This is a genomic window from Ralstonia mannitolilytica (assembly GCF_905397375.1).
Taxonomy (GTDB): Bacteria; Pseudomonadota; Gammaproteobacteria; order Burkholderiales; family Burkholderiaceae; genus Ralstonia; species Ralstonia mannitolilytica.
In genome coordinates this window covers 452,626-473,794 of sequence record NZ_CAJPVG010000002.1, presented here as the reverse complement: position 1 = coordinate 473,794, position 21,169 = coordinate 452,626, and the positions used below count along the sequence as shown (strand labels likewise).

Genomic DNA, 21,169 nt, shown 5'->3' with positions numbered 1-21,169 from the left:
ATTTGCACCGCATGGCTGAACACTCCGCTCCGGCTCTGGAGATCGACCCGAAATACGGCCCCTTCGACAAGCACACGCCGATGATGCAGCAGTACCTGCGTCTGAAGGCTGGGCACCCGAACACGCTGGTCTTCTACCGCATGGGCGACTTCTACGAGCTCTTCTTTGAAGACGCCGAAAAAGCCGCCCGCCTGCTCGATATCACGCTCACCGCGCGCGGCAGCTCCAACGGCATGCCGATCCGCATGGCCGGCGTGCCGTTCCACGCTGTCGAGCAGTACCTGGCCAAGCTGGTCAAGCTCGGCGAGTCGGTTGCCATCTGCGAACAGATCGGCGACCCGGCCACCACCAAGGGCCCGGTCGAGCGCAAGGTCGTACGCGTCGTCACGCCCGGCACACTGACGGATGCGGCGTTGCTCTCCGACAAGGTCAACAACCACCTGCTCGCCATTGCGCACGTGCCGGGCAAGCGCGGTGCCGCGCCGCTGATAGGCCTGGCATGGCTAAACCTCGTCGGCGGCGAGCTGCGCGTGATGGAGTGCAGCCCCGACCAGCTCGAACGCGAGCTCGAACGCATCCGCCCCGCTGAAGTGCTGGCCGATGACGCCACGCTCAACACCATCCAGTACGACGCCGCCCGCACGCGCCTGCCCGACTGGCACTTCGACGTGGACGCCGGCGCGCGCCGCCTGCGCGAGCAGTTGGGCGTGACCAGCCTCGTCGCGTTCGGTGCGGAAACGTTGACCGCCGCGCTCGCCGCCGCCGGTGCGCTGCTGAACTACGCGGCGGCCACGCAGGGCCAGTCGCTGCGCCATGTCATCGGCCTGACGGTCGAGCACGAAAGCGAGTTCATCGGCCTGGACACCGCCACGCGCCGCAACCTGGAGCTGACGGAGACGTTGCGTGGGCAGGAGTCACCCACGCTGTTCTCACTGCTCGATACCTGCTCGACCAGCATGGGCAGCCGCCTGCTGCGGCACTGGCTGCATCACCCGCTGCGCGAACGGGCGGTGCCGCAGGCGCGCCAGCAGGCCATCGAGGTGCTGCTCGGCAGCGACTGGCGGACGCTGCGTGCGACGCTGCGCACGCTGTCGGACGTGGAGCGCATCACCGGGCGGCTGGCGCTGCTCTCTGCGCGCCCGCGCGACCTGTCTTCGCTGCGCGATACGCTTGCCCGCCTGCCCGAGATTCGCGAAGCACTGCCGCAAAGCGATGCCGCCCCGCTGCTAGCGGAATTGCGCGCCGCCCTGGCCGTGCCCGAAGACGCCCATGCGCTGCTCCAGCGCGCCGTGATGGCCGAACCGGCCGCGATGGTGCGCGACGGTGGCGTCATCGCACGCGGCTACGACGCCGACCTGGACGAGTTGCGCGACATCTCCGAAAACTGCGGCCAGTTCCTCGTCGACCTGGAAGCCCGCGAGCGCGAGCGCACCGGCATCGCGAACCTGCGTGTCGAATACAACCGCGTGCACGGCTTCTACATCGAAGTCACCAACGGCCAGGCCGACAAGGTGCCCGACGACTACCGCCGCCGCCAGACGCTCAAGAATGCCGAGCGCTACATCACGCCCGAGCTGAAGGCGTTTGAAGACAAGGCCCTCTCCGCGCAGGACCGCGCGCTCTCGCGTGAGAAGCTGCTCTACGAAGAGCTGCTCCAGAAGCTGCTGCCGCACCTGGCCGAGTTCAAGCGCATTGCCGCGGCGCTGGCGCAGGCCGACGTGCTGGCCACGCTGGCCGAACGGGCGCACGCGTTGTCGTGGTCCCGTCCGACGCTCACGGATGTTCCGGGCATCGAACTCACGCGCGCCCGCCATCCCGTGGTCGAGCAGCAGGTCGAACAGTTCGTCGCAAACGACTGTGTGCTGCAGGACACGCGCAAGCTGCTGCTGATTACCGGCCCGAACATGGGCGGTAAATCGACCTTCATGCGGCAAACCGCGCTGGTCGTGCTGCTCGCCTACGTGGGCGCCTTCGTGCCGGCCGAAGCGGCCACCATCGGCCCGATCGACCGCATCTTCACGCGCATCGGCGCCGCAGACGACCTCGCCGGGGGGCGCTCGACCTTCATGGTGGAGATGACCGAAGCGGCCGCCATCCTGCACCGCGCGACGCCCAACAGCCTGGTGCTGATGGACGAGATCGGCCGCGGCACCAGCACGTTCGACGGCCTGGCGCTCGCATGGGCGATTGCGCGACATCTGCTGTCGCACAATCGCAGTCACACGCTGTTCGCGACGCACTACTTCGAGCTGACGCAACTGCCGCAGGAGTTTGCCCAGGCGGCCAACGTCCACCTGTCGGCGGTGGAACATGGCGATGGCATCGTCTTCCTGCATGCGGTGCAGGAAGGGCCGGCCAGCCAGAGCTACGGTCTGCAGGTTGCGCAGCTGGCTGGCGTGCCGCAGGCGGTCATCCGCGCGGCGCGCAAGCGGCTGGCCTGGCTCGAGCAGCATTCGGCCGACACGGGCGCCACCCCGCAACTGGATCTGTTCGCCCTCGCCGAGTGCCCGGACGATGAAGACGACGCGGCATCCACCGAGGCGCCCGACACTGCCCTGGCCGAAGCGCTCGCCGGCCTCGACCCTGACGACATGACGCCGCGCGAGGCGCTCGATGCGCTGTACCGGCTCAAGGCGCTCGCCGGATCTGGGGCCGGATGATGCAGCCCCGCCCGGCTCTTCGTCGCTGCATCGGCGCTGCCCTGGCGGCAGTCATGCTGCTTTGGGCGCCGGTTCAGGCCGCGCCCGGCAGGCAAGCAAAAGCGCCGGGCGGGTTCAGCTTTGCCGTCATCGGCAACGTGCCGGAACGCCCGGAAGACGTTGCGCCCGCGCGCGCCTTGCTTGACGCCGTCGATGCCGAGCACCCGGCCTTCGTCGTGCACCTGGGCAACCTCAAGGGCCGTGATGAATCATGCGCGGACGAGCTCCTCGAAGCGCGCCACGAACTGCTCGACAGCCTGATTTCGCCCGTCGTCTATATTCCGGGCGACCACGATTGGAGCGATTGCCAGCGCGCTGCCGCCGGCCGCTTTGACCCGCTCGAACGTCTGCTGCGCCTGCGCGAGCTGTTCTACCCCGACGACAACGCGCTCGGCCAGCGCACGATGGCCGTCATGCGCCAGTCCGATCAGGCCAAGTTTCGCAGCTACCGCGAGAACGCCCGATGGATCGTCGACCGTGTGCTGTTCGTCACCCTCAACGTGCCGGGCGACAACAACAACTACAAGACGGCCGGCGGCCGGAACGGCGAATACGAAGACCGGCTCGAAGCGAATCGGCAATGGCTGGCCCGTGCGTTCTCGCTGGCGCACCAGCGCAAGATGGAAGGCATCGTGATCATGATGCAAGCCGATCCGCTGTTCGAAGACGGCTGGGAACATCGCCGTGCTCCGAACCTGCTGGATGGCCTGCTGCGGCGCTCGCACGACGGGTATCTCGCGCTCAAGCGCCAACTGCGCACGCTCACGCGCGACTATGACGGCGCGGTACTCATCATCCATGGGGCCAGCCAGACGCTGCTGCTCGATCGCCCACTCAAGGACGATGAAGGCCGGCCCGATCCGCACGTCATGCGCGCGCGGACTTACGGCTCCCCGGTGCTTGACCAGTGGCTGGAGGTGTCCGTCACGCCGGGCCGGACACCGCTCTTCCACGTGCGCGGACGCCGCGTCGAGGGCGCGCCGCCGTCGCAGACCGCGCAATAGAAAACGGGAGCCGAAGCTCCCGTTCTCGTATCGGACCGATGACGATCAGTGCAGCGTGTGCGGCTTGTCGTCGTCTTCGTCTTCGTCGACGACTTCCAGGCCGTGGTCACCGTGCACGTGGCCGTGCTCGATCTCTTCCGCCGTGGCCTCGCGCACATCGGTCACCTTCAGCTCGAAGCGCAGCGCCATGCCTGCGAGCGGATGATTACCGTCGAGCACGACCTTGTCTTCCGCCACATCGGTGACGGTGTAGACAATGGCGTCTTCCTCGTCTCCGTCTTCGGGCACGCCCTCGAACTGCATGCCAACCTCGAGGGGCTCGGGAAAACGGTCACGCGGCTCGATCTTGATCAGCTCCTGATCGTATTCGCCGAACGCATCGTCCGGCTCGAGCTGCAGCTTGGTCTCGAAGCCTTGCTCATGGCCGTCCAGCGCTTCCTCGATCTTGGGGAACGTGCCATCATAGCCGCCGTGCAAATACACCATCGGCTCATCGGATTCCTCGATGACGTTGCCCTGCGCGTCGGACAGTTTGTAAGCCACCGACACCACCGTATTCTTCGCGATTTTCAATTGCGCACTCCATGAACGAAGTCCCATTATACGCTGCGGATGGCGGCGTCCAACCCGCCCTGGCCCCAGCGCACCCGGCACAGCTGCTCGGCGGCCTGTCGCCACGCGATTTCATGCGCACGCACTGGCAGAAAAAGCCACTGCTGATCCGCCAGGCGCTCTCTGCCGAAGAGATGCGCTCACTGCACTTTCCGCTCTCGCCCGAGCGGGTGCTGGCCCTGGCGCAGCGCCCGGATGTGGAATCCCGGCTGATCGCGCAATCCCGCGGGCGGTGGTCGTTCAATCACGGCCCATTCGACGAGCGCCCGCTGCCCTCACGCAAGACGCGCAACTGGTCGGTGCTGGTGCAAGGCGTGAACCTCGTGGAGCCCGCGGTCGAAGCACTGATGCGGCGCTTTCGTTTCATCCCGGATGCGCGGCTCGACGATGTGATGATCAGCTTTGCCACCGACGGCGGCGGCGTCGGCCCGCATTTCGATTCGTACGATGTGTTCCTGCTGCAGGCGCATGGCAAGCGCCGCTGGCGCATTTCGGCCCAGGACGACCTGTCCCTCGTGCCCGATCTGCCGCTGAAGATCCTCGCGAACTTCCAGCCGGAGGAAGAGTTCGTGCTCGAGCCGGGCGACATGCTGTACCTGCCTCCGCACTACGCCCACGACGGCGTGGCAGAAGGCGACTGCATGACGTACTCGATCGGCTTCCGTTCGCCGTCGTATCGCGAGCTGGCGGGCCACTTCCTGGGCTTCCTCTCGCAGACGCTCGAGGACGATCCGAAATTCGACGGCCGCTACGCCGATCCGGACCAGAAGCCCACGGACCGCCCGGGCGAGCTGCCCGCCGCCATGGTCAAGGCGCTCGCGCAAAAGCTCAATGCGCTGCGCTGGACGCCCGAGCTGGTCGGCGAGTTCCTGGGGGCGTATCTCACCGAGCCGAAGGATCACGTGGAGTTCGTCACGCAACCCCGCTTGCCGCTTGCCCGCTTTGCCGCCCGCGCGCGCAAGGAAGGCATCGTCCTCGACGCTCGCACGCAGGCGTTGTACGACAGCCAGCGGTTCTGGATCAACGGCGATACGTTCGAGCCTCCGGGTACGCTGCTTGCGTGGCTTGCCGCGTTGGCAGATGCCCGCGGTGCAAGCGCTGCGTCGGTGGATGCGGCGGCTGATCTGCCGGACCTCATGGACACCCTGCACGCGTGGTACGAGGAAGGCTGGCTCAGACTTGCAGACCCAGCCCGGCGTTCATTCCGCGGCTGAAACACATCGTTACAAAAGTGGCGGAATCGAGCGTGCGTCCCGCCCCACTCAGCTACACAGGGTAGGTAAAGGCCGCTATAATCCGACGCTAGCTTGCAGCCAAGCAGCTCTTGTGCACTCTGGCTGCCAGCGCAGAAGAAGGTGTCGTACCAGAGCGATAATTACCGGTAATTATTCATCGCCCTTTCTGTTGTTCGCTTTCCATATTCAGTTTAAGGATCGAAAAAATGAAAAAGTCTCTCCTGATCGCCTCGCTGATGGCTGCTGTGGCTCTGGCTGCTTGCGGTAAGAAGGAAGAAGCTGCTGCTCCGGCAGCTGCTCCTGAAGCTTCGGCTCCGGCCGCCGCTGCTCCGGAAGCCTCGGCTCCCGCCGCTGCTGCTCCGGCTGCTTCGGATGCCGCAGCTGCTCCGGCCGCTTCGGACGCTGCTGCCTCGGCTCCGGCTGCCGACGCTTCGGCCCCGGCCGCCAAGCAATAATCGCGTTTCTCGCGAGACAAAAAAGCCGACCTCGGGTCGGCTTTTTTCATGGGCGCATGACCGGGCAAACACCGCCCCGCCCGACCGCCAATCAAAGTTGTTTCTGATTCTTACAAGGCTGCCGGCGACGCGCTCAAACGCTGTGCCATGGCAAGCCCTCTTCCTGGTCCGCAATAGGCACCGCCTCCACCCCGATACCCAACGGGACCGCTATGGCCTCGGCGGCGAGCTGCGGCGTGTTGTTCTGCCTGGACAGATGTGCCGCCACAACCGTATGCAGCGCGGCATGGTGTACGCGGGTCAGGATCGCCGCGGCAATGTCGTTCGCCAGGTGACCGAAATCCCCACCGATACGGCGCTTCAGTGACCACGGGTAGGGCGAGTTCTCGAGCATCTCACGATCATGATTGCATTCGAGCACAAGTGCGTGCATGCCTTCCAGATGCGAACACAGGTACTCGGTCGACATGCCAGCATCGGTCAACACGCCCAGACGCCGCGCACCATCGCTGAAGACGAACTGCAGTGGCTCGCGCGCATCGTGCGGCACCGTGTACGGCAGGATCTGCAGATCGCCGATGCCGAAGACGTCGTCGGCACGACAGAACCGCACGGCTGCACGATCGGCACCGCGCAGTTTCTCGGTCGCGCGATACGTACCGTGGCTGGTCCAGACAGGGATATCGAACTTGGCGGCGAACGCATACGCGCTGCCGACGTGGTCGCTATGCTCGTGGGTGACGAGAATGGCGTTGAGGGATTCCGCCGTGCAACCGAGCCGTTCGAGCCGGCGCACGGTTTCGCGGATACCAAAGCCGCAGTCGAGCAGGATGCGCGTGCAGGTCGTGCCATCGCTGGATTCGACCAGCAGCGCATTCCCCTCGCTGCCGCTGCCGAGGCTGGCGAATCTCAGTGTCATCGCCCACCCAGGCAGCTGTACTGCATGATGCCGATCAGCGCAGTTGTTCGTCGAGCAGCGACAGGATGCGCTTGCCGATGTCGCCCGTCTGCGACGAGCCGTCGTCGTTCTGCACGGTCACGGTCGACGAATTGCCGCCGTCCTTGACCACCACGCGATAGCGCTTGGCACGCTTGAGGTCTTCGATCTTCGTGCCCGAGAACAGGCGAGAGAAGAAGCCCGGCGCATTCGCTTCCGCCTTGGTGTCGGCGTAGCGGACGAAGTACACGCCTTGCGAGCGGTCGCGGTCATCCACGGTGAAGTTCACGCGGTCGAGCGCCAAGCCCACGGTGCGCCAGGCGCGGTCGAAGGGTTCCGGCACCTGCAGAGCGGGCTGGCCATTCGATTGCGTCAGCAGCGACGGGCCTGCGGTGCGCGCAGCCTGGACGCCCTCGGTCGCCTTCGCACCCTGTTCCACCGGATGCGCGGCCTGCGTCTGCGCGAGCTTCTGCTGCGCGGCTTCCTTGCTTGCGCCCAGTCGCTGCATCAGGCGCGAGAGGAATTCGGCCTCCAGCTCGGGATCGGCAGGACGCGGCGTCCACACGGTCTGGTCCTTGGCCGAGCCGACCAGCTGTTCTTGCGCGCCGCGGTGCGAGATGTAGACCTCGACCGTGCCGTTCGGGCCTTTCTCGATGCGGGTGCGGAACTTGTCGCGCTCGCCCGTCGAGTACAGGCCGTCGAACACCTTGCCAACGGTGCGACGGATGATGTCCTGCGGAATCTTCGCGCGGTTCTCGGCCCAGTCGGTTTCCATGATGCCGGTCTCGGGCGAATCAATCACCAGCAGAAAACCGAGTTCTTGCCAGAACGTGCGCAGCTGCGGCCAGAGGGCGTCGGGCGTGGTCTTCACGACGAGCCAGCGCTGGTTGCCGTCGCGCTCGATGCGCATGTCGGACACGGAGGGGAGCACGTTGTCGGCACCCGAGCCCGGCGCCGTCACCTTCGGTGCCGTCGACGTGTAGGCCGACAGCGTAGTCGTGCCCGTGTCCGGTGCGGCGTAGCGGCGATCTGACTGGATGCTGGTCAGGTCGGGCGGGACTTCGAGCGTCGGCCCCTTCTTGGCCTGCGATTTGTAGTCGATGCGGTCCGGCTGCATCACCTCATTGACGGTATCGCAACCGGAAATCATGGCAACCGACAGCGCGGCCAGCAACAGGTGAGCAGACGTCGCCACAGCCCCGCGACGGGTTTGGTGCAGTTTCATTGACTTGCGATCCTTCGGATGAGAACGATGGCCTTAAGTGCCCAGACTGGGCCTTGAAACATCAGGAGAGCAGTCCTGCATCCTTGAGGGATGCGCGTACCACCTCGTGATACTGGGGTGCCAGCGGCGTCAACGGCAGGCGGATGCCACCTTCCATCTTGCCCATGGCCTGGAGCGCCCACTTGACAGGAATCGGGTTCGATTCGACAAACAGGTTCTTGTGCACCGACAGCAGCTGCATGTGGATGCGGCGAGCCGTTTCCACGTCGCCGCGCATGGCAGCGGCGCACAGTTCGTGCATGGCGCGCGGCGCCACATTGGCCGTCACCGAAATGTTGCCGTGACCGCCCAGCAGCATCAGCGCGATGGCGGTCGGATCATCCCCGCTGTAAATCTTGAACGAGGTCGGCGCGCCCTTGATGAGTTGCGCGGCGCGGTCGATGTTGCCGGTCGCTTCCTTCACGCCGATGATGCCCGGCACTTCGGCCAGGCGCAGCATCGTTTCGACCGTCATATCGGCCACGGTGCGGCCCGGCACGTTGTACAGAATGACCGGCAGATCGACCGACTCGGCCACCTTGCGGAAGTGCAAATACATGCCTTCCTGCGTCGGCTTGTTGTAGTACGGCACGACCTGCAGGGAGGCATCGGCGCCCACCTGCTTCGCGTAGGCCGTCAGCTCGACGGCCTCGGTGGTGGAGTTGCCGCCGGTGCCGGCAATGATCGGGATACGCTTGTTCGCCTGCTCGACCGCCACCCGGATCAGCTCACGGTGCTCTTCCACCGACACGGTCGGCGATTCACCACTCGTGCCGACGATCACGATGCCGTCGGTGCCCTCGGCGATGTGCCAGTCGATCAACTTGCGCAACGACGGGAAATCAAGGCTGCCGTCCTCGTGCATGGGCGTGACGATGGCGACGAGACTGCCGGAAATCTGGGTCATGGTTTCGAAAGCAGACAAAAGCGTGAACGTAAACAGTCGGATTGTACCGGATCGTCAGAACGGATTCGCCACATCTGAGACCCGTCAGGAGACGGGTAAGGCCCTGCCCTCAGCAAGTTCAAAGTGCGTAGCGCACGGCCGTCACGCCGCCAGGCTCGCGCACCGCGCAAATGCGCTGTACATAAGCGTTTTTTGGCGACGCGACAAACCCGTCTTCGTAGGCAATCACGCGCAGCCGGCCCCGTACGGCGTCGAGCAGCTCCCCCGGCGCCAGCAGGAATGCCGGATTGGACGGCTTGCCCACGGTTTCGTTTCCGACGGCGAACGTTTCATAGATAAGGCGTCCGCCCGGGGCGACGGCCGCGAGCAGTTGCGGCCACAGCGGCCGGTGCAGATAGTTCGTGACGACGACGGCGTCGAACACCGCACCGGCTGACAGCGGCCAGGGGCCACCCTCGATATCGGCAACGAGCGTCGTGGCGACGCCGGAAAGCCCGGAGAGCGCCGTTGCATCCCGGTCGATGCCCGTCACGCGCAGAGCGCGGGCGGCCAGCCACCGGACATGCCGGCCGCTGCCGCAGGCAACATCCAGCACCGATGCACCGGCCGGCAACCCGGCCGCCCATCGCACCACCCAGGGCGACGGCGCGGCAAGCGTGTGCAGGTCGGTCACGACTGGCAGCATCTGCGGCGTATCAGCTGTAGGCCAGGCCCATCGCCTCGCGCACCTCGCGCATGGTCTCCTGCGTGACCTTGCGCGCGTTGTCGCAGCCGTCAGCGATGATGGCGCGCAGCAACGACGGGTCGTCCATGTACTTCTGGGCACGCTCGAGCATCGGCTGCTGCTCGCGCAGGATGCCTTCGATCACCGGCTGCTTGCACTCCAGACAACCGATGCCGGCGCTGCGGCAGCCCTTCTGCACCCATTCCTTGGTGTCCGCATCGGAATAGACCTGGTGCAACTGCCACACGGGGCACTTGTCCGGGTCGCCCGGGTCGGTGCGGCGCACGCGGGCCGGATCGGTCGGCATGGTGCGGACCTTCTTCTCGACGGATTCCTTGTCCTCGCGCATGCGGATCGTGTTGCCGTACGACTTCGACATCTTCTGGCCATCAAGACCGGGCATGCGCGAGGCCTCGGTCAGCAGCACCTGCGGCTCGGGCAGGATGATCTTGCGGGCGCCTTCCAGGTAGCCGAACAGGCGTTCGCGGTCGCCCATCGAGAGGCTCTGGGATTCAGCCAGCAATGCGCGGGCCTGCTCCAGGGCTTCGTCTTCGCCGCGCTCCTGGTAGGCGGTGCGCAGTTCCAGATACAGCTTCGCGCGCTTGCCGCCGAGTTTCTTGGCGGCTTCGAGCGCCTTCTCTTCGAAGCCGGGCTCGCGGCCGTACAGGTAGTTGAAGCGGCGGGCGACTTCGCGTGTCATCTCGACGTGCGGCACCTGGTCTTCGCCCACCGGCACGAAGCCGGCGCGGTAGATCAGGATGTCGGCTGCCTGCAGCAGCGGGTAGCCGAGGAAGCCGTACGTGGAGAGGTCCTTCTCCTTGAGCTTCTCGATCTGATCCTTGTACGTCGGCACGCGTTCGAGCCAGCCCAGCGGCGTGCCCATCGAGAGCAGCAGGAACAGTTCGGCGTGCTCGGGCACACGGCTCTGGATGAACAGCGTGGCCTGCGTCGGATCGACGCCGGCGGCCAGCCAGTCGATCAGCATTTCCCACACAGATTCCTCGATCACCTCGGGCGACTCGTAGTGCGTGGTCAGCGCATGCCAGTCGGCGACGAAGAAGAAGCACGGGTATTCGGCCTGCAGCCGGACCCAGTTTTTCAGCACGCCGTGGTAGTGGCCCAGGTGCAGGGCACCGGTCGGACGCATGCCAGAGAGAACGCGTTCAGGAAACATGTGGGGAATGGAGTTGAAGACTCAGGAAAACAGCATCTGCAGCGGGCTCAGAATCCACTGCAGCAATTGAAGCAGCAGCGCCATGATCGGGCGCATCCAGACATTGGTGATGACGTTCGACAGGATCAGCGCCATCACGATAAAAAAGCCGAACGGCTCGATGCGGGCCAGCACCATCGCCGCGCGCGGCGGCAGCAGCGCAGCGAGCACGCGCCCGCCGTCGAGCGGCGGCAGCGGAAACATGTTGAACGCCGCCATCACCATGTTGACCAGGATACCGGCGCGGGCCATGCCAGTCAGGAACGGCTCGGTGACGCCACCTACGACGAGCGCCACCGCCAGCACGCCCCAGAGAATCGCCTGGACGAAGTTGGTGGCGGGCCCGGCCAACGCCACCCACATGCCGTTCCAGCGCGGATCACGCAGGCGATCGAAACGCACCGGCACAGGCTTCGCATAACCGAACACGAACGCGCCGCTCGTGGCGAAATACAGCAGCAGCGGCATCGCAACGGTGCCGATCGGGTCGACATGCCGCAGCGGGTTGAGACTGATGCGGCCCATGACAAAGGCGGTGTCGTCGCCGAAATGCTTGGCAACGTAACCATGCGCGGCCTCATGCAGCGTGATGGCAAGCAGGACGGGGATCGCGTAAACCGCGATGTTCTGGATCAGCGTGGGGTCCATAAGCCGGCTATTGTAGCAAGCGCGCGCCACAGCACGCCGGCCAGGTATGGCATCGACTACAGGCCCACGCGGGCCGCATCGCCGCGGCCCTTGCGAACGAGTTCCGGCTCGCCCCTGGTCAGGTCGATGACGGTGGTGGGCTCCGCCGGCGCCGGCCCGCCATCGATGACGAGTTCCAACTGCTTCTCCAGCCGCGCGCGAATGGCTTCCGCTTCGTTCAGCGGCACGTCGTCACCAGGCAGCTGCAGCGTGGCCGAGAGCAGCGGCTCGCCCAGCTCGGTCATCAATGCCAGCGGAATCGGGTGCTCCGGCACACGCAGGCCGATTGTCTTGCGCGACGGATGCGATAGCCGGCGCGGCACTTCCTTGGTCGCTTCGAGCAGGAACACGAACGGCCCCGGCGTGGCCGCCTTCAGCACGCGGTATTGCTTGTTGTCGACGCGCGCAAACGTGGCCAGCTCGGAGAGGTCGCGGCACATCAGCGTCAGGTGGTGCTTTTCGTCGATGCCGCGCACGCGGCGCAGGCGCTCCACCGCGGCCTTGTCGTCCAGGTGGCAGGCGAGCGCGTAGCAGGAATCGGTCGGCAGAGCGACCAGGCCGCCGGCGCGGATGATCTCGGCTGCCTGGCGGATGAGCCGGCCTTGCGGCGTGACGGGGTGAATCTGGAAAAACTGGGACATGCTCGGCCGGCGCTCAACTCATCCACCGGTGCCAGACCGGCGTGAGGTTGTCGGGCAGCGGCGGCAGCCCGCCGAGCTCGACACGCCCCTCTCCCGGGCCGTGGAAGTCCGAGCCTCGCGAGGCCAGCAGCCCGTAGCGGCGTGCGACGTCTGCGTACAGCGCGTATTGGTCAGGCGTGTGGCTGCCGGTCACCACCTCGACGCCCTCGCCGCCCAGTTCCTTGAACTCATCGAACAGCGCGTTGTGTTCGACGAGCGACAGACTGTAGCGCCCCGGGTGCGCCATCACCGCGACGCCACCGGCGCCCTTGATCCAGCCGATGGCTTCTGCCAGACGCGCCCACCGGTGAGGCACATAGCCCGGCTTGCCATCGCCGAGGTAGCGCTCGAACACCTCGGAAATGTCGCGGCAATGGCCTTGCTCGACCAGGAAGCGTGCGAAGTGCGTGCGCGAGACCATGTCCGGATTGCCGGCATGGCGCAGCGCGCCTTCGTAGGCCCCCTCGATACCAAGCTTGGCGAGCGCTGCAGCGATGTCTTCGGCGCGCGCGCAGCGGCCCGAGCGCGTGCGTTCCAGGCCTTGCACCAGTGCGGCGTTCTCCGGGTCGATGCCCAGACCAACGATATGCAGCGTGCGCCCCGCCCACGTGACGGAGATCTCCACACCGGCCAGATACGCCATGCCGAGCGACGTCGCGGCTTCACGCGCGGCGGCCTGGCCTCCCACCTCATCGTGGTCGGTCAGCGCCCAAAGCGTCACACCGTGGGCGGCGGCACGCGCGGCCACTTCGTGCGGCAAAAGCGCGCCGTCGGACACTGTGGAATGACAGTGCAGGTCGGCGTTGCGGGCGGAGGCGGCGGAGAGATTCGACATTCCGCCATTTTACTGCTGCGGCGCGAGATCGGGGCGGGTACCCTGCCGCCGCGCGCGCTTGGGAAGACCCGACTGCCCGTGCCGGTGTTCGCGGTGCGCCGCTGGCTGCGCGCTATAGTGGCCGCATCGCTTTATCCACGTGCTTGCCATGACTTCCGCCGCCCGCCCCACCGACTCGACCTCCCCAGTGGAACAGCGTATCGACGTGCTCGTCGTCGGCGCGGGCCCCGTGGGCCTGTTCGCAGCATTCCAGGCGGGTGTGCTCGGGTTGTCGTGCGTGCTGGTGGACGCCCTGGACCGCCCTGGCGGTCAGTGCACCGAGCTCTACCCTGAAAAGCCCATCTATGACATCCCCGCGCTGGTGTCGTGCACCGCGCAGGAACTTGTCGACCGCCTCATGGCGCAGTGCGCGCCGTTCAACTATCCGATCCTGTGCGGCCGCCGCGCCGAAGCCGTCGAAACACTCGAAGACGAGCACGGACGGCGCTTTCGCGTCACCACGAGCGCCGGTGATGTGTTCCTCTGCGCGGCCGTGCTCATCACCGCAGGCAACGGCGCTTTTACCCCGCAGCGCGTGGCCTTGCCCGAGGCCGCCGCCCTGGAAGGCCGCCACCTGCACTACGCCGTGCGCGACACGGCACGCTTCGCGGGCAAGCGCGTCGTCATTGCGGGCGGCGGAGACTCGGCGCTGGACTGGGCGCTGGCATTGCGCAAGGTCGCGGCGCGCGTGACGCTCGTGCACCGGCGCGAAGGCTTTCGCGCGGCAGATGCCACCGTGGCCGAGATGCGCGCTGCCGTGGCCGCCGGCGAGATGGATTTCGTGCTCGGCATGCTTTCCCGCCTGGACAGCACCCCCGACGGCACGCTCACCGGCGTGGCCATCCGCGGACGCGACGGCGAGACCGTCCTGCCGTGCGATGAACTGGTCGCCCTGTACGGCCTGGTGTCTGAGCCGGGGCCGATCGTCAACTGGGGCGTGGAAATGCGCGCAGGGCGCATCGTCGTGGAAACCACCGCGTACGAAACCTCGCGGCCCGGGGTATTTGCAGCCGGCGATATCGCCCTGTATCCGAACAAGCAGAAGCTGATCCTCTCCGGCTTTCATGAAGTCGCGATGGCGCTGCGCCGGGCCTACCGCTATGCGTATCCCGATAAGACGCTCGTACATACGCACTCGAGCAACGACACCGGGCTGCAAACGAAGCTGCATGTGGCGACGGCAGGATGACCACCTCGCTTTACGAAACCGTGCTGGGCACGCAGTACGCGCAGCTGGCGCCGGCGGTCCAGTCGTTCCACCGCATGGCGGGCCGAGTGCGCCTGCACGGAGAAGTTGAAACCGAACCGCCCGACTCCCGTGCCGCGCGCTGGCTCGCGTGGTGCATCCGCACGCCACGCATGCCGACGCAGGGCCCGATCCACTTCGCGCTCCACGCTACCGCCCGTGAGGAAACCTGGACGCGTCATTTTCCGCGGCACACGATGCGCTCGACGTTGACGCTGCATCGAGGGCGCATTATGGAGCGGCTCGGCGCGGTGCACCTGTTCTTTGCGCTGGAAGCGCAGGACGGTCTCTTGCGGATGCGCCTGGAAGCCTTGCGCTTTCTCGGTATCCCGTGCCCCGCATGGCTGCGGCCCACCGTGCTCGCCGAGGAAACGGGCAACGGCGAGCGCTTGCACTTCCACGTGCGCGCCAGCGTGCCGCTGCTCGGCCTCGTTGCGGCGTATCGCGGCTACCTGGACCTGACGACGCTGGAGCTGGCATGATCGTCGTCTATGACGCGCACTGTGGCTATGCAGCGGGGCAATCCAGTTTCTGCTGCGGCATGATCGACGCCGCCTGCTGCGCTTCGCGTCCATGCAAGGCGATACGGGCCGGCAACTGCTCGCACAGGCCGGCGTGAAGGCGGACGACGTCGATACGATGCTGTTCGTGCGAGAGGGCCGTGCGTGGCGTGACAGTGCTGCGGTACTACGTATCGCACATGTGCTCGGTTGGCCATGGCGCCTGGCATGGATGGGCTGGTTCATTCCGGTGACCCTGCGCGACGCGCTTTACCGCTGGGCCGCACGCAACCGCTATCGGTGGTTTGGACGTTCGGCTACCTGCATCCTGCCGCCACCGGACGCGGCCCACCGGTTTCTCGCTTGAACCGCGCCCTCAGGGCTGCCGGCAGAATTCCTCGATCAGCGCGGCCACCTGCTCGGGCTGGTCGTGATGCAGCATGTGCCCCGCATCGGCGATCAGTACCTCACGAAAATCGGGAAATGCGGCAAAGCGCGCCTTGAACTCGGGCAGCGGCACGTCGCCCGCAATGGCCTTGAGCGTGGGCGAGTCGACGGCTTCGACATGCAGCACGGGCGCGGTCACGCGTCGCCAGACTTCCATCACTTCATCCAGCCGATACAGCTGCGGGTTGACGATCTTGTGCGCCGGATCGCCGAGGATTTCCCAGCGGCCGTCGGCGTTCTGGCGCGACCAGTGCCGCGCCAGGAACGCTGCCTTGTCGGCCGGCAGGCGCGGATTGGTTTTCTGCAGGCGCGCGGCGACATCGCCCTCGGTGGCGTAAGTGCTCAGGCTCGGTTTGTCCTTGAGCTCGTCGAGCCAGCGCGCATAGCGGCGCGGTGCCTGGGACGGCTTTGACGCGGCCATGCCGAAACCCTCGAGATCGACCACGCGCCGCACGCGCTCCGGCCGGATGCCCGCATACAGGCAGACCACGTTGGCGCCCATGCTGTGCCCCACCAGAGTCAATTGGCCTTCGGGCTGGTAGTGGTCGGCGATGGCCTCGAGATCGGCCAGGTAGTCGGCAAACCAGTAGCACTCCACGCCAGGCGCCTCGGTCGGCCGCGCCGTCAGCCCGTAGCCGCGCCAATCGGGCGCCACGATGTGCCAGCGCTCGCGCAAGGCATCCACGAGAAACTGGAACGATGCCGACACGTCCATCCACCCGTGGAAGAGAAACAGGATCGGCGCGCCCGGCTCACCCCACTCGCGAATGTGGTAGCGCAGGCCGCGAACCGGCAGGTAAGTGGAGCGGGAGGCCTGGCGCACTGCCGGCTGCGTGGAGGAGTCCATGGTTTCCGTCACCGAATAGAAATCGAACGATCGTTCTTTTTCCGGCGATTATAGCGGCGGGCCGCTCCGCCCGTGGCGCTTAGAACGACGCTTCGAGCGCCGCGATTTCGTCGTCGTCGAAACCGGCCTGACGGCGGGCGTCGAGGTTGAACGGCCCGCGCAGGCGCGGTGCCCCGTATTGCTCGGCCAGTTGGCGATAGGTCGACACGGGGTCGAGCCCCACCCGCTCGCACAGCCAGCGGTACCAGCGGTTACCAACGGCCACGTGGCCGATTTCGTCGCGCAGGATGATGTCGAGGATGCCGGCTGCAGCCATGTCCCCCACGGCTGCAAGCTTGGCGCGAATGGGCGGCGAGGCATCGAGGCCCCGCGCCTCCAGCGTGCGCGGCACCAGGGCCATGCGCGCGAGCGGGTCGGCGGCAGTCTTCTCGGTCATCTGCCACAGCCCGTCGTGGGCGGGATGGTCGCCATAGCGGCAATCGAGCGTGGCCAAATGTGCCGACAACAGCGAAAAGTGCGTCGCCTCCTCAGCGGCCACGCGCGTCCAATCCTGGTAGAACGCAACCGGCATGCCGGCAAAACGCCACACGGCGTCGAGCGCGAGATTGATCGCGTTGAATTCGATATGGGCGAGCGCGTGCAGCAGCACGGCTCGGCCATGCGGCGTATCGATCGCACGGCGACGCGGCACTTCAGCGGGCGGCACCAGGACCGGCGCGCACGGCCGACCGGGCACGCTTCCCGCAGGCGCCGTAATGACGGCATCGATGCGCCAACTGGCGTCGTCCGCGCTCTTCGCGCGCTCGCCGAGGCGCAACGTGGCGTCGACCTTGCTGACAGGATCGGTGAGGCACAAGGCGGCCAGAGCGGCGTGGCGCAACGAATCGGCGGGCGTCTGGAGGGCGGTCATCAGCGTACAATTCGGACTTTCCGCCATTTTAAGTCGACGTGTCGCGGCGGCCGCGGGGCCGGCTTGAAGACGCGCGCCATTCCCCCATCTACGCAGATTCTGGAGACCGATCGCATGGCCCTCTACCAACTCGGCGACATTGCCCCGACCATCGACGACAACGCCTACGTGGCCCCCGAAGCGACCGTGATCGGCCGCGTGGAGCTCAAGGCGCGCGCCAGCGTGTGGCCGGGCGCGGTCATCCGTGGCGACAACGAGCCGATCACCGTAGGCGAGGCCAGCAACGTGCAGGAAGGCGCCGTGCTGCACACCGACCCGGGCTGCCCGCTGAACATCGGCGACCGCGTGACGATCGGCCATCAGGCCATGCTGCACGGCTGCACGATCGGCGAAGGCTCGCTGATCGGCATCCAGGCGGTGGTGCTCAATCGGGCGGTGATCGGCAAGAACTGCCTGGTGGGCGCCGGCGCGATCGTCACCGAAGGCAAGGTCTTCGAAGACGGCACGCTGATCCTGGGCGCGCCCGCGAAGGCCGTGCGCAAACTGACGGAAGACGACATCGCGAAGATGCACCTGAATACGGAAACGTACGCGGTGCGCCAGGCGATGTACAAGCAGCAACTGAAACGGATCGATGGATGACTGACGAGCTCAAGAAATTTGTATTCGACGCCGCGCCCGTGCGCGGTGAACTGGTGCGCCTGGAAGCGACCTGGCAAGAGGTGCTGCGCCGCCGCCGCTATCCCGCTGCGGTGCAGACGTTGCTGGGCGAAATGATGGCCGCCGCCGCGCTGCTGTCAGCCAACCTGAAGTTCAATGGCGCGCTGGTCATGCAGCTGCACGGCGATGGCCCAGTGCGCATGCTCGTCGTAGAGTGCAACTCCGACCTGTCGATGCGCGCTACCGCCAAGATCGTCGAAGGCGCAGAGATCGCCGAAGACGCCACGCTGGCCTCGATGGTGAACGTGCAGGGTCATGGCCGCTTCGCCATCACGCTCGATCCGCAAGACAAGCTGCCGGGCCAGCAGCCGTACCAGGGCATCGTACCGCTGTCGGATGAGAACGGGGCGCTCGCCAGCATGACCGAGGTGCTCGAGCACTATATGCAGACGTCTGAGCAGCTCGACACGCGCCTGTGGCTTGCCGCCGACGAGAAGGTGGCCTCCGGCATGCTGCTGCAGCGCCTGCCCTCGTACGGAGGCGCCATGGAGGGGCGCCCCGATCGCGAACCCGCGCAGGTGGGCGAGACCGGCCAGCCGCTCCATGAAAACGCGCCCGAGCAGGACCTCGACACGTGGGAGCGCGTCTGCCAGCTCGGCAAGACGCTGCGCCGCGAAGAGCTGCTCGAGCATCCGATCGACACGCTGATCAAGCGCCTGTACTGGGAAGAGCTCGAGGCCGCCGGCATCCGCATGTTCGAGCCGCAGGCACCGCACTTCCGTTGCTCGTGCTCGCGTCTGCGCGTGGGTGCGATGCTGCGCACGCTGGGCCAGCCCGAAATCGACAGCATCCTGCAAGAGCGCGGCAAGGTCGAGATCGACTGTGAATTCTGCGGTCAGCACTACAGCTTCGATGCGGTGGATTGTGCACAGCTCTTCGCGCAGGACACTGTCGCACAAGGTATTCAGGGCGCGCCGGACCAGCGCCACTGAGCGCGGCGACATAGTATGAAGATGCGTGAATAGCGGCACTTCCGCACGCCGCCCACACTCCAAGCCGCCAGTTCCGTCATCCGCCCGTTGCGGGGTCCACCATGCCAGAGCTCATCAACCGGTCATCCAACGTTCGTCGTACCGCGAGGCTCGCGCTGCCGATGGCGGTGGCCTTGCTGGCGTCCGCCTGCGTCGCCGTGCCGCGCGGGCCCGGCGGCACGCCTTATACGGCACGTTTGCCGGCCGATACACAGCCTGCCGAACCCGCACCGCTGTCGCCGGAAGATCGCAAGAAGCTTGATGAACTGAACGCCAAGGCGCTGCGCGAATCCGACCAGGCCGTTCAGCGCGAAGCCCAGGCGCGGGCCTATGCAGCCACGCCTTACTATGCGCCGTATCCGTACTATGGCAGCTACTCGGTCTACTACGGCAGTGGATGGCGCCACCGGGGTGGCTGGGGTTTCCGCTATGGCGCGCCCGTCTGGGGCTATCCGTACTACTGGTGAAGCGGGTCGATGCCGGGGGGCATCCACCCGGCGTTGTCAGTGCCGACTCTGCTGGCCCGCCGGGGGCGGAGGCGGCGGGGGAGTCTGGCTGGACTTGGGCGCCGGCGCCACGAATTGGACGAAACCCTCGTCGTCCTTGACCATGCCAAGCTCGTAGCGCGCGCGCTCTTCAATGGCGCCCGTGCCGTCCTTCAGGTCTTTCACTTCGCCCTCGAGCTTGGTGTTGCGCTGCTTCAGTTCGCCATTGCGCTGATTCTGCGCGCTCACCTGCTTCTGCATGTCCCACACACGCAGCCAGCCGCCCTTGCCGAGCCAGAGCGGGTACTGGATGGCAAGCAACAACAGCAGCAGGAACAGCGTGATCAGGCGCATGCGAACGTCGGGCGTGGAAGGTGCAGCCCCAGATACCACGCGACCGCCACATCGGCGGTCGCACGGTCATGCGGGGCGAAACTGCGAAGGATTATCGCAGGTTATAGAACGCCGACTTGCCGGGGTAGCTGGCGATATCACCGAGGTCTTCTTCGATGCGCAGCAGCTGGTTGTACTTGGCCATGCGGTCCGAGCGCGACAGCGAGCCCGTCTTGATCTGGCCAGCGTTCGTCCCGACAGCGATGTCGGCGATCGTGCTGTCCTCGGTTTCGCCCGAGCGGTGCGAGATCACGGCGGTGTAACCGGCGCGCTTGGCCATCTCGATGGCCGCGAACGTCTCGGTCAGCGTACCGATCTGGTTGATCTTGATGAGGATCGAGTTGGCGATGCCCTTCTCGATGCCTTCCTTCAGGATGCGCGTGTTGGTGACGAACAGGTCGTCGCCCACAAGCTGCACCTTCTTGCCGAGCTTCTCGGTCAGAATCTTCCAGCCGGCCCAGTCGCTCTCGTGCATGCCGTCTTCGATCGACACGATCGGGAACTTGTCGGCGAGGTTGGCCAGGTAGTTGGCGAACTCTTCCGAGGACAGTTGCAGGCCTTCGCCTTCCAGGTGGTACTTGCCGTCCTTGTAGAACTCCGAAGCGGCGCAGTCGAGTGCCAGCAGCACGTCTTCACCGGCCTTGTAGCCAGCCTGGTCGATGGCCGACAGGATGGTGTTCAGGCACTCTTCGTTGCTGGCGAAGTTCGGTGCGAAACCGCCTTCGTCGCCCACGGCGGTGCTCATGCCCTTGTCGGCCAGGATCTTCTTCAGCGCGTGGAAGATCTCGGCGCCGCAGCGCAGGGCTTCACGGAAGCTCGACTGGCCGACCGGCATCACCATGAATTCCTGGATGTCGAGGCTGTTGTTGGCGTGCGCGCCGCCGTTGACGATGTTCATCATCGGCACCGGCATCTGCATCGCGCCCGAACCGCCGAAATAGCGATACAGCGGCAGGCCGGCCTCTTCGGCGGCAGCCTTTGCCACGGCCATCGACACGGCCAGCATGGCATTGGCACCCAGGCGGCTCTTGTTCTCGGTGCCGTCCAGGTCGATCAGGGTGCGGTCCAGGAACGCCTGTTCCGACGCGTCCAGGCCCATGATGGCCTCGGAGATTTCGGTGTTGATGTGCTCGACGGCCTTCAGCACGCCCTTGCCCAGGTAGCGCGACTTGTCACCGTCGCGCAGTTCGATGGCTTCGCGCGAGCCCGTCGAGGCGCCCGACGGCACCGCGGCGCGACCCATCACGCCCGATTCCAGTAGCACGTCGCATTCGACGGTGGGGTTGCCGCGCGAGTCCAGCACTTCGCGACCGATGATATCTACGATGGCACTCATGAAAATCCCTCTTGGTGTCTTAA

22 protein-coding genes and 1 pseudogene are annotated in these 21,169 nt (G+C 66.0%); 10 read left to right on the top strand and 13 right to left on the bottom strand.

The features are described from left to right. Positions 1-11 precede the first annotated feature (11 nt). Complete coding sequence (mutS, locus tag KHN96_RS07920) at positions 12-2,660, top strand: DNA mismatch repair protein MutS (RefSeq protein WP_062739256.1); 2,649 nt, start codon at positions 12-14, stop codon at positions 2,658-2,660. A gap of 53 nt (positions 2,661-2,713) precedes the next feature. After that, complete coding sequence (locus KHN96_RS07915) at positions 2,714-3,703, top strand: metallophosphoesterase family protein (protein ID WP_238587595.1); 990 nt, start codon at positions 2,714-2,716, stop codon at positions 3,701-3,703. Positions 3,704-3,748: 45 nt separating this feature from the next. On the opposite strand, the gene KHN96_RS07910 is transcribed toward KHN96_RS07915, so the two are convergent. After that, a complete protein-coding gene (locus KHN96_RS07910; RefSeq protein ID WP_045786522.1) occupies positions 3,749-4,276 on the bottom strand; it encodes an FKBP-type peptidyl-prolyl cis-trans isomerase in 528 nt (175 codons plus the stop codon). A gap of 11 nt (positions 4,277-4,287) precedes the next feature. On the opposite strand from KHN96_RS07910, the gene KHN96_RS07905 reads away from it, so the two are divergent. Together KHN96_RS07905 and KHN96_RS22770 are read left to right on the top strand one after the other, a co-directional pair. Continuing rightward, on the top strand, positions 4,288-5,529 hold the full coding sequence (locus KHN96_RS07905) for a ribosomal protein uL16 3-hydroxylase (RefSeq protein ID WP_062739258.1): 1,242 nt from the start codon (positions 4,288-4,290) through the stop codon (positions 5,527-5,529). 227 nt (positions 5,530-5,756) lie between these two features. After that, positions 5,757-6,005, top strand: a complete 249-nt coding sequence (locus KHN96_RS22770) for a hypothetical protein (RefSeq protein WP_045786520.1) — start codon at positions 5,757-5,759, stop codon at positions 6,003-6,005. Between the two features lie 133 nt (positions 6,006-6,138). Here the strand turns inward: KHN96_RS22770 and KHN96_RS07895 are convergent, their stop codons facing one another. The 8 genes from KHN96_RS07895 to KHN96_RS07860 form a co-directional block, all read right to left on the bottom strand. Next, positions 6,139-6,924, bottom strand: a complete 786-nt coding sequence (locus KHN96_RS07895; protein WP_062739259.1) for an MBL fold metallo-hydrolase — start codon at positions 6,922-6,924, stop codon at positions 6,139-6,141. A 34-nt stretch (positions 6,925-6,958) separates the two neighbouring features. Continuing rightward, positions 6,959-8,167 carry an outer membrane protein assembly factor BamC gene (gene bamC, locus KHN96_RS07890; RefSeq protein WP_062739260.1) on the bottom strand — a complete coding sequence of 403 codons (1,209 nt, stop codon included), beginning with the start codon at positions 8,165-8,167 and terminating at the stop codon, positions 6,959-6,961. Positions 8,168-8,228: 61 nt separating this feature from the next. After that, positions 8,229-9,113 (bottom strand): 4-hydroxy-tetrahydrodipicolinate synthase, encoded by an 885-nt coding sequence (dapA, locus tag KHN96_RS07885; RefSeq protein WP_045786517.1) that lies wholly within the window; start codon positions 9,111-9,113, stop codon positions 8,229-8,231. Between the two features lie 118 nt (positions 9,114-9,231). After that, positions 9,232-9,798 (bottom strand): class I SAM-dependent methyltransferase, encoded by a 567-nt coding sequence (locus KHN96_RS07880; protein ID WP_045786516.1) that lies wholly within the window; start codon positions 9,796-9,798, stop codon positions 9,232-9,234. A 10-nt stretch (positions 9,799-9,808) separates the two neighbouring features. Then, a complete protein-coding gene (locus KHN96_RS07875; RefSeq protein ID WP_045786515.1) occupies positions 9,809-11,011 on the bottom strand; it encodes a tryptophan--tRNA ligase in 1,203 nt (400 codons plus the stop codon). Between the two features lie 21 nt (positions 11,012-11,032). Further along, positions 11,033-11,698, bottom strand: coding sequence for a site-2 protease family protein (locus KHN96_RS07870; RefSeq protein WP_045786514.1), 666 nt, complete (start codon positions 11,696-11,698; stop codon positions 11,033-11,035). A gap of 56 nt (positions 11,699-11,754) precedes the next feature. Beyond that, on the bottom strand, positions 11,755-12,378 hold the full coding sequence (locus KHN96_RS07865) for an L-threonylcarbamoyladenylate synthase (RefSeq protein WP_062739261.1): 624 nt from the start codon (positions 12,376-12,378) through the stop codon (positions 11,755-11,757). Between the two features lie 13 nt (positions 12,379-12,391). Beyond that, complete coding sequence (locus KHN96_RS07860) at positions 12,392-13,252, bottom strand: 3',5'-nucleoside bisphosphate phosphatase (protein WP_045786512.1); 861 nt, start codon at positions 13,250-13,252, stop codon at positions 12,392-12,394. Between the two features lie 148 nt (positions 13,253-13,400). Between KHN96_RS07860 and KHN96_RS07855 the strand changes: the two genes are divergently transcribed. The 3 genes and pseudogenes from KHN96_RS07855 (at position 13,401) to KHN96_RS07845 (ending at position 15,404) form a co-directional block, all read left to right on the top strand. Next, positions 13,401-14,480: an NAD(P)/FAD-dependent oxidoreductase gene (locus KHN96_RS07855; protein ID WP_104609826.1), complete on the top strand. Its 1,080-nt coding sequence runs from the start codon at positions 13,401-13,403 to the stop codon at positions 14,478-14,480. Then, on the top strand, positions 14,477-15,019 hold the full coding sequence (locus tag KHN96_RS07850; RefSeq protein ID WP_045786510.1) for a DUF4166 domain-containing protein: 543 nt from the start codon (positions 14,477-14,479) through the stop codon (positions 15,017-15,019). The genes KHN96_RS07855 and KHN96_RS07850 overlap by 4 nt, the downstream gene beginning before the upstream one ends. Then, a pseudogene (locus tag KHN96_RS07845) lies at positions 15,016-15,404 on the top strand (thiol-disulfide oxidoreductase DCC family protein). The gene KHN96_RS07850 and the pseudogene KHN96_RS07845 overlap by 4 nt, the downstream one beginning before the upstream one ends. 9 nt (positions 15,405-15,413) lie before the next feature. Here KHN96_RS07845 and KHN96_RS07840 read toward each other — a convergent pair. Next, positions 15,414-16,331, bottom strand: coding sequence for an alpha/beta fold hydrolase (locus KHN96_RS07840; RefSeq protein ID WP_045786508.1), 918 nt, complete (start codon positions 16,329-16,331; stop codon positions 15,414-15,416). A gap of 79 nt (positions 16,332-16,410) precedes the next feature. Beyond that, positions 16,411-17,241, bottom strand: a complete 831-nt coding sequence (locus KHN96_RS07835; protein ID WP_062739263.1) for a ferritin-like domain-containing protein — start codon at positions 17,239-17,241, stop codon at positions 16,411-16,413. Between the two features lie 114 nt (positions 17,242-17,355). On the opposite strand from KHN96_RS07835, the gene KHN96_RS07830 reads away from it, so the two are divergent. From KHN96_RS07830 to KHN96_RS07820, 3 genes are all read left to right on the top strand, one after another. Continuing rightward, entirely contained in the window at positions 17,356-17,883 is a 528-nt protein-coding gene (locus tag KHN96_RS07830; RefSeq protein ID WP_045786506.1) for a gamma carbonic anhydrase family protein, read from the top strand. Further along, the gene (gene hslO, locus KHN96_RS07825; protein ID WP_062739264.1) at positions 17,880-18,893 is read left to right on the top strand and encodes an Hsp33 family molecular chaperone HslO; all 1,014 of its coding nucleotides are present in this window, start codon (positions 17,880-17,882) and stop codon (positions 18,891-18,893) included. The genes KHN96_RS07830 and hslO overlap by 4 nt, the downstream gene beginning before the upstream one ends. A 101-nt stretch (positions 18,894-18,994) precedes the next feature. Beyond that, a complete protein-coding gene (locus KHN96_RS07820; RefSeq protein WP_045786504.1) occupies positions 18,995-19,399 on the top strand; it encodes a hypothetical protein in 405 nt (134 codons plus the stop codon). Between the two features lie 36 nt (positions 19,400-19,435). Here KHN96_RS07820 and ftsB read toward each other — a convergent pair whose 3' ends face one another. Together ftsB and eno are read right to left on the bottom strand one after the other, a co-directional pair. Next, a complete protein-coding gene (gene ftsB / locus KHN96_RS07815) occupies positions 19,436-19,771 on the bottom strand; it encodes a cell division protein FtsB (protein ID WP_045786503.1) in 336 nt (111 codons plus the stop codon). A gap of 91 nt (positions 19,772-19,862) precedes the next feature. Continuing rightward, complete coding sequence (gene eno, locus KHN96_RS07810) at positions 19,863-21,146, bottom strand: phosphopyruvate hydratase (protein WP_045786502.1); 1,284 nt, start codon at positions 21,144-21,146, stop codon at positions 19,863-19,865. Between the last annotated feature and the right edge of the window lie 23 nt (positions 21,147-21,169).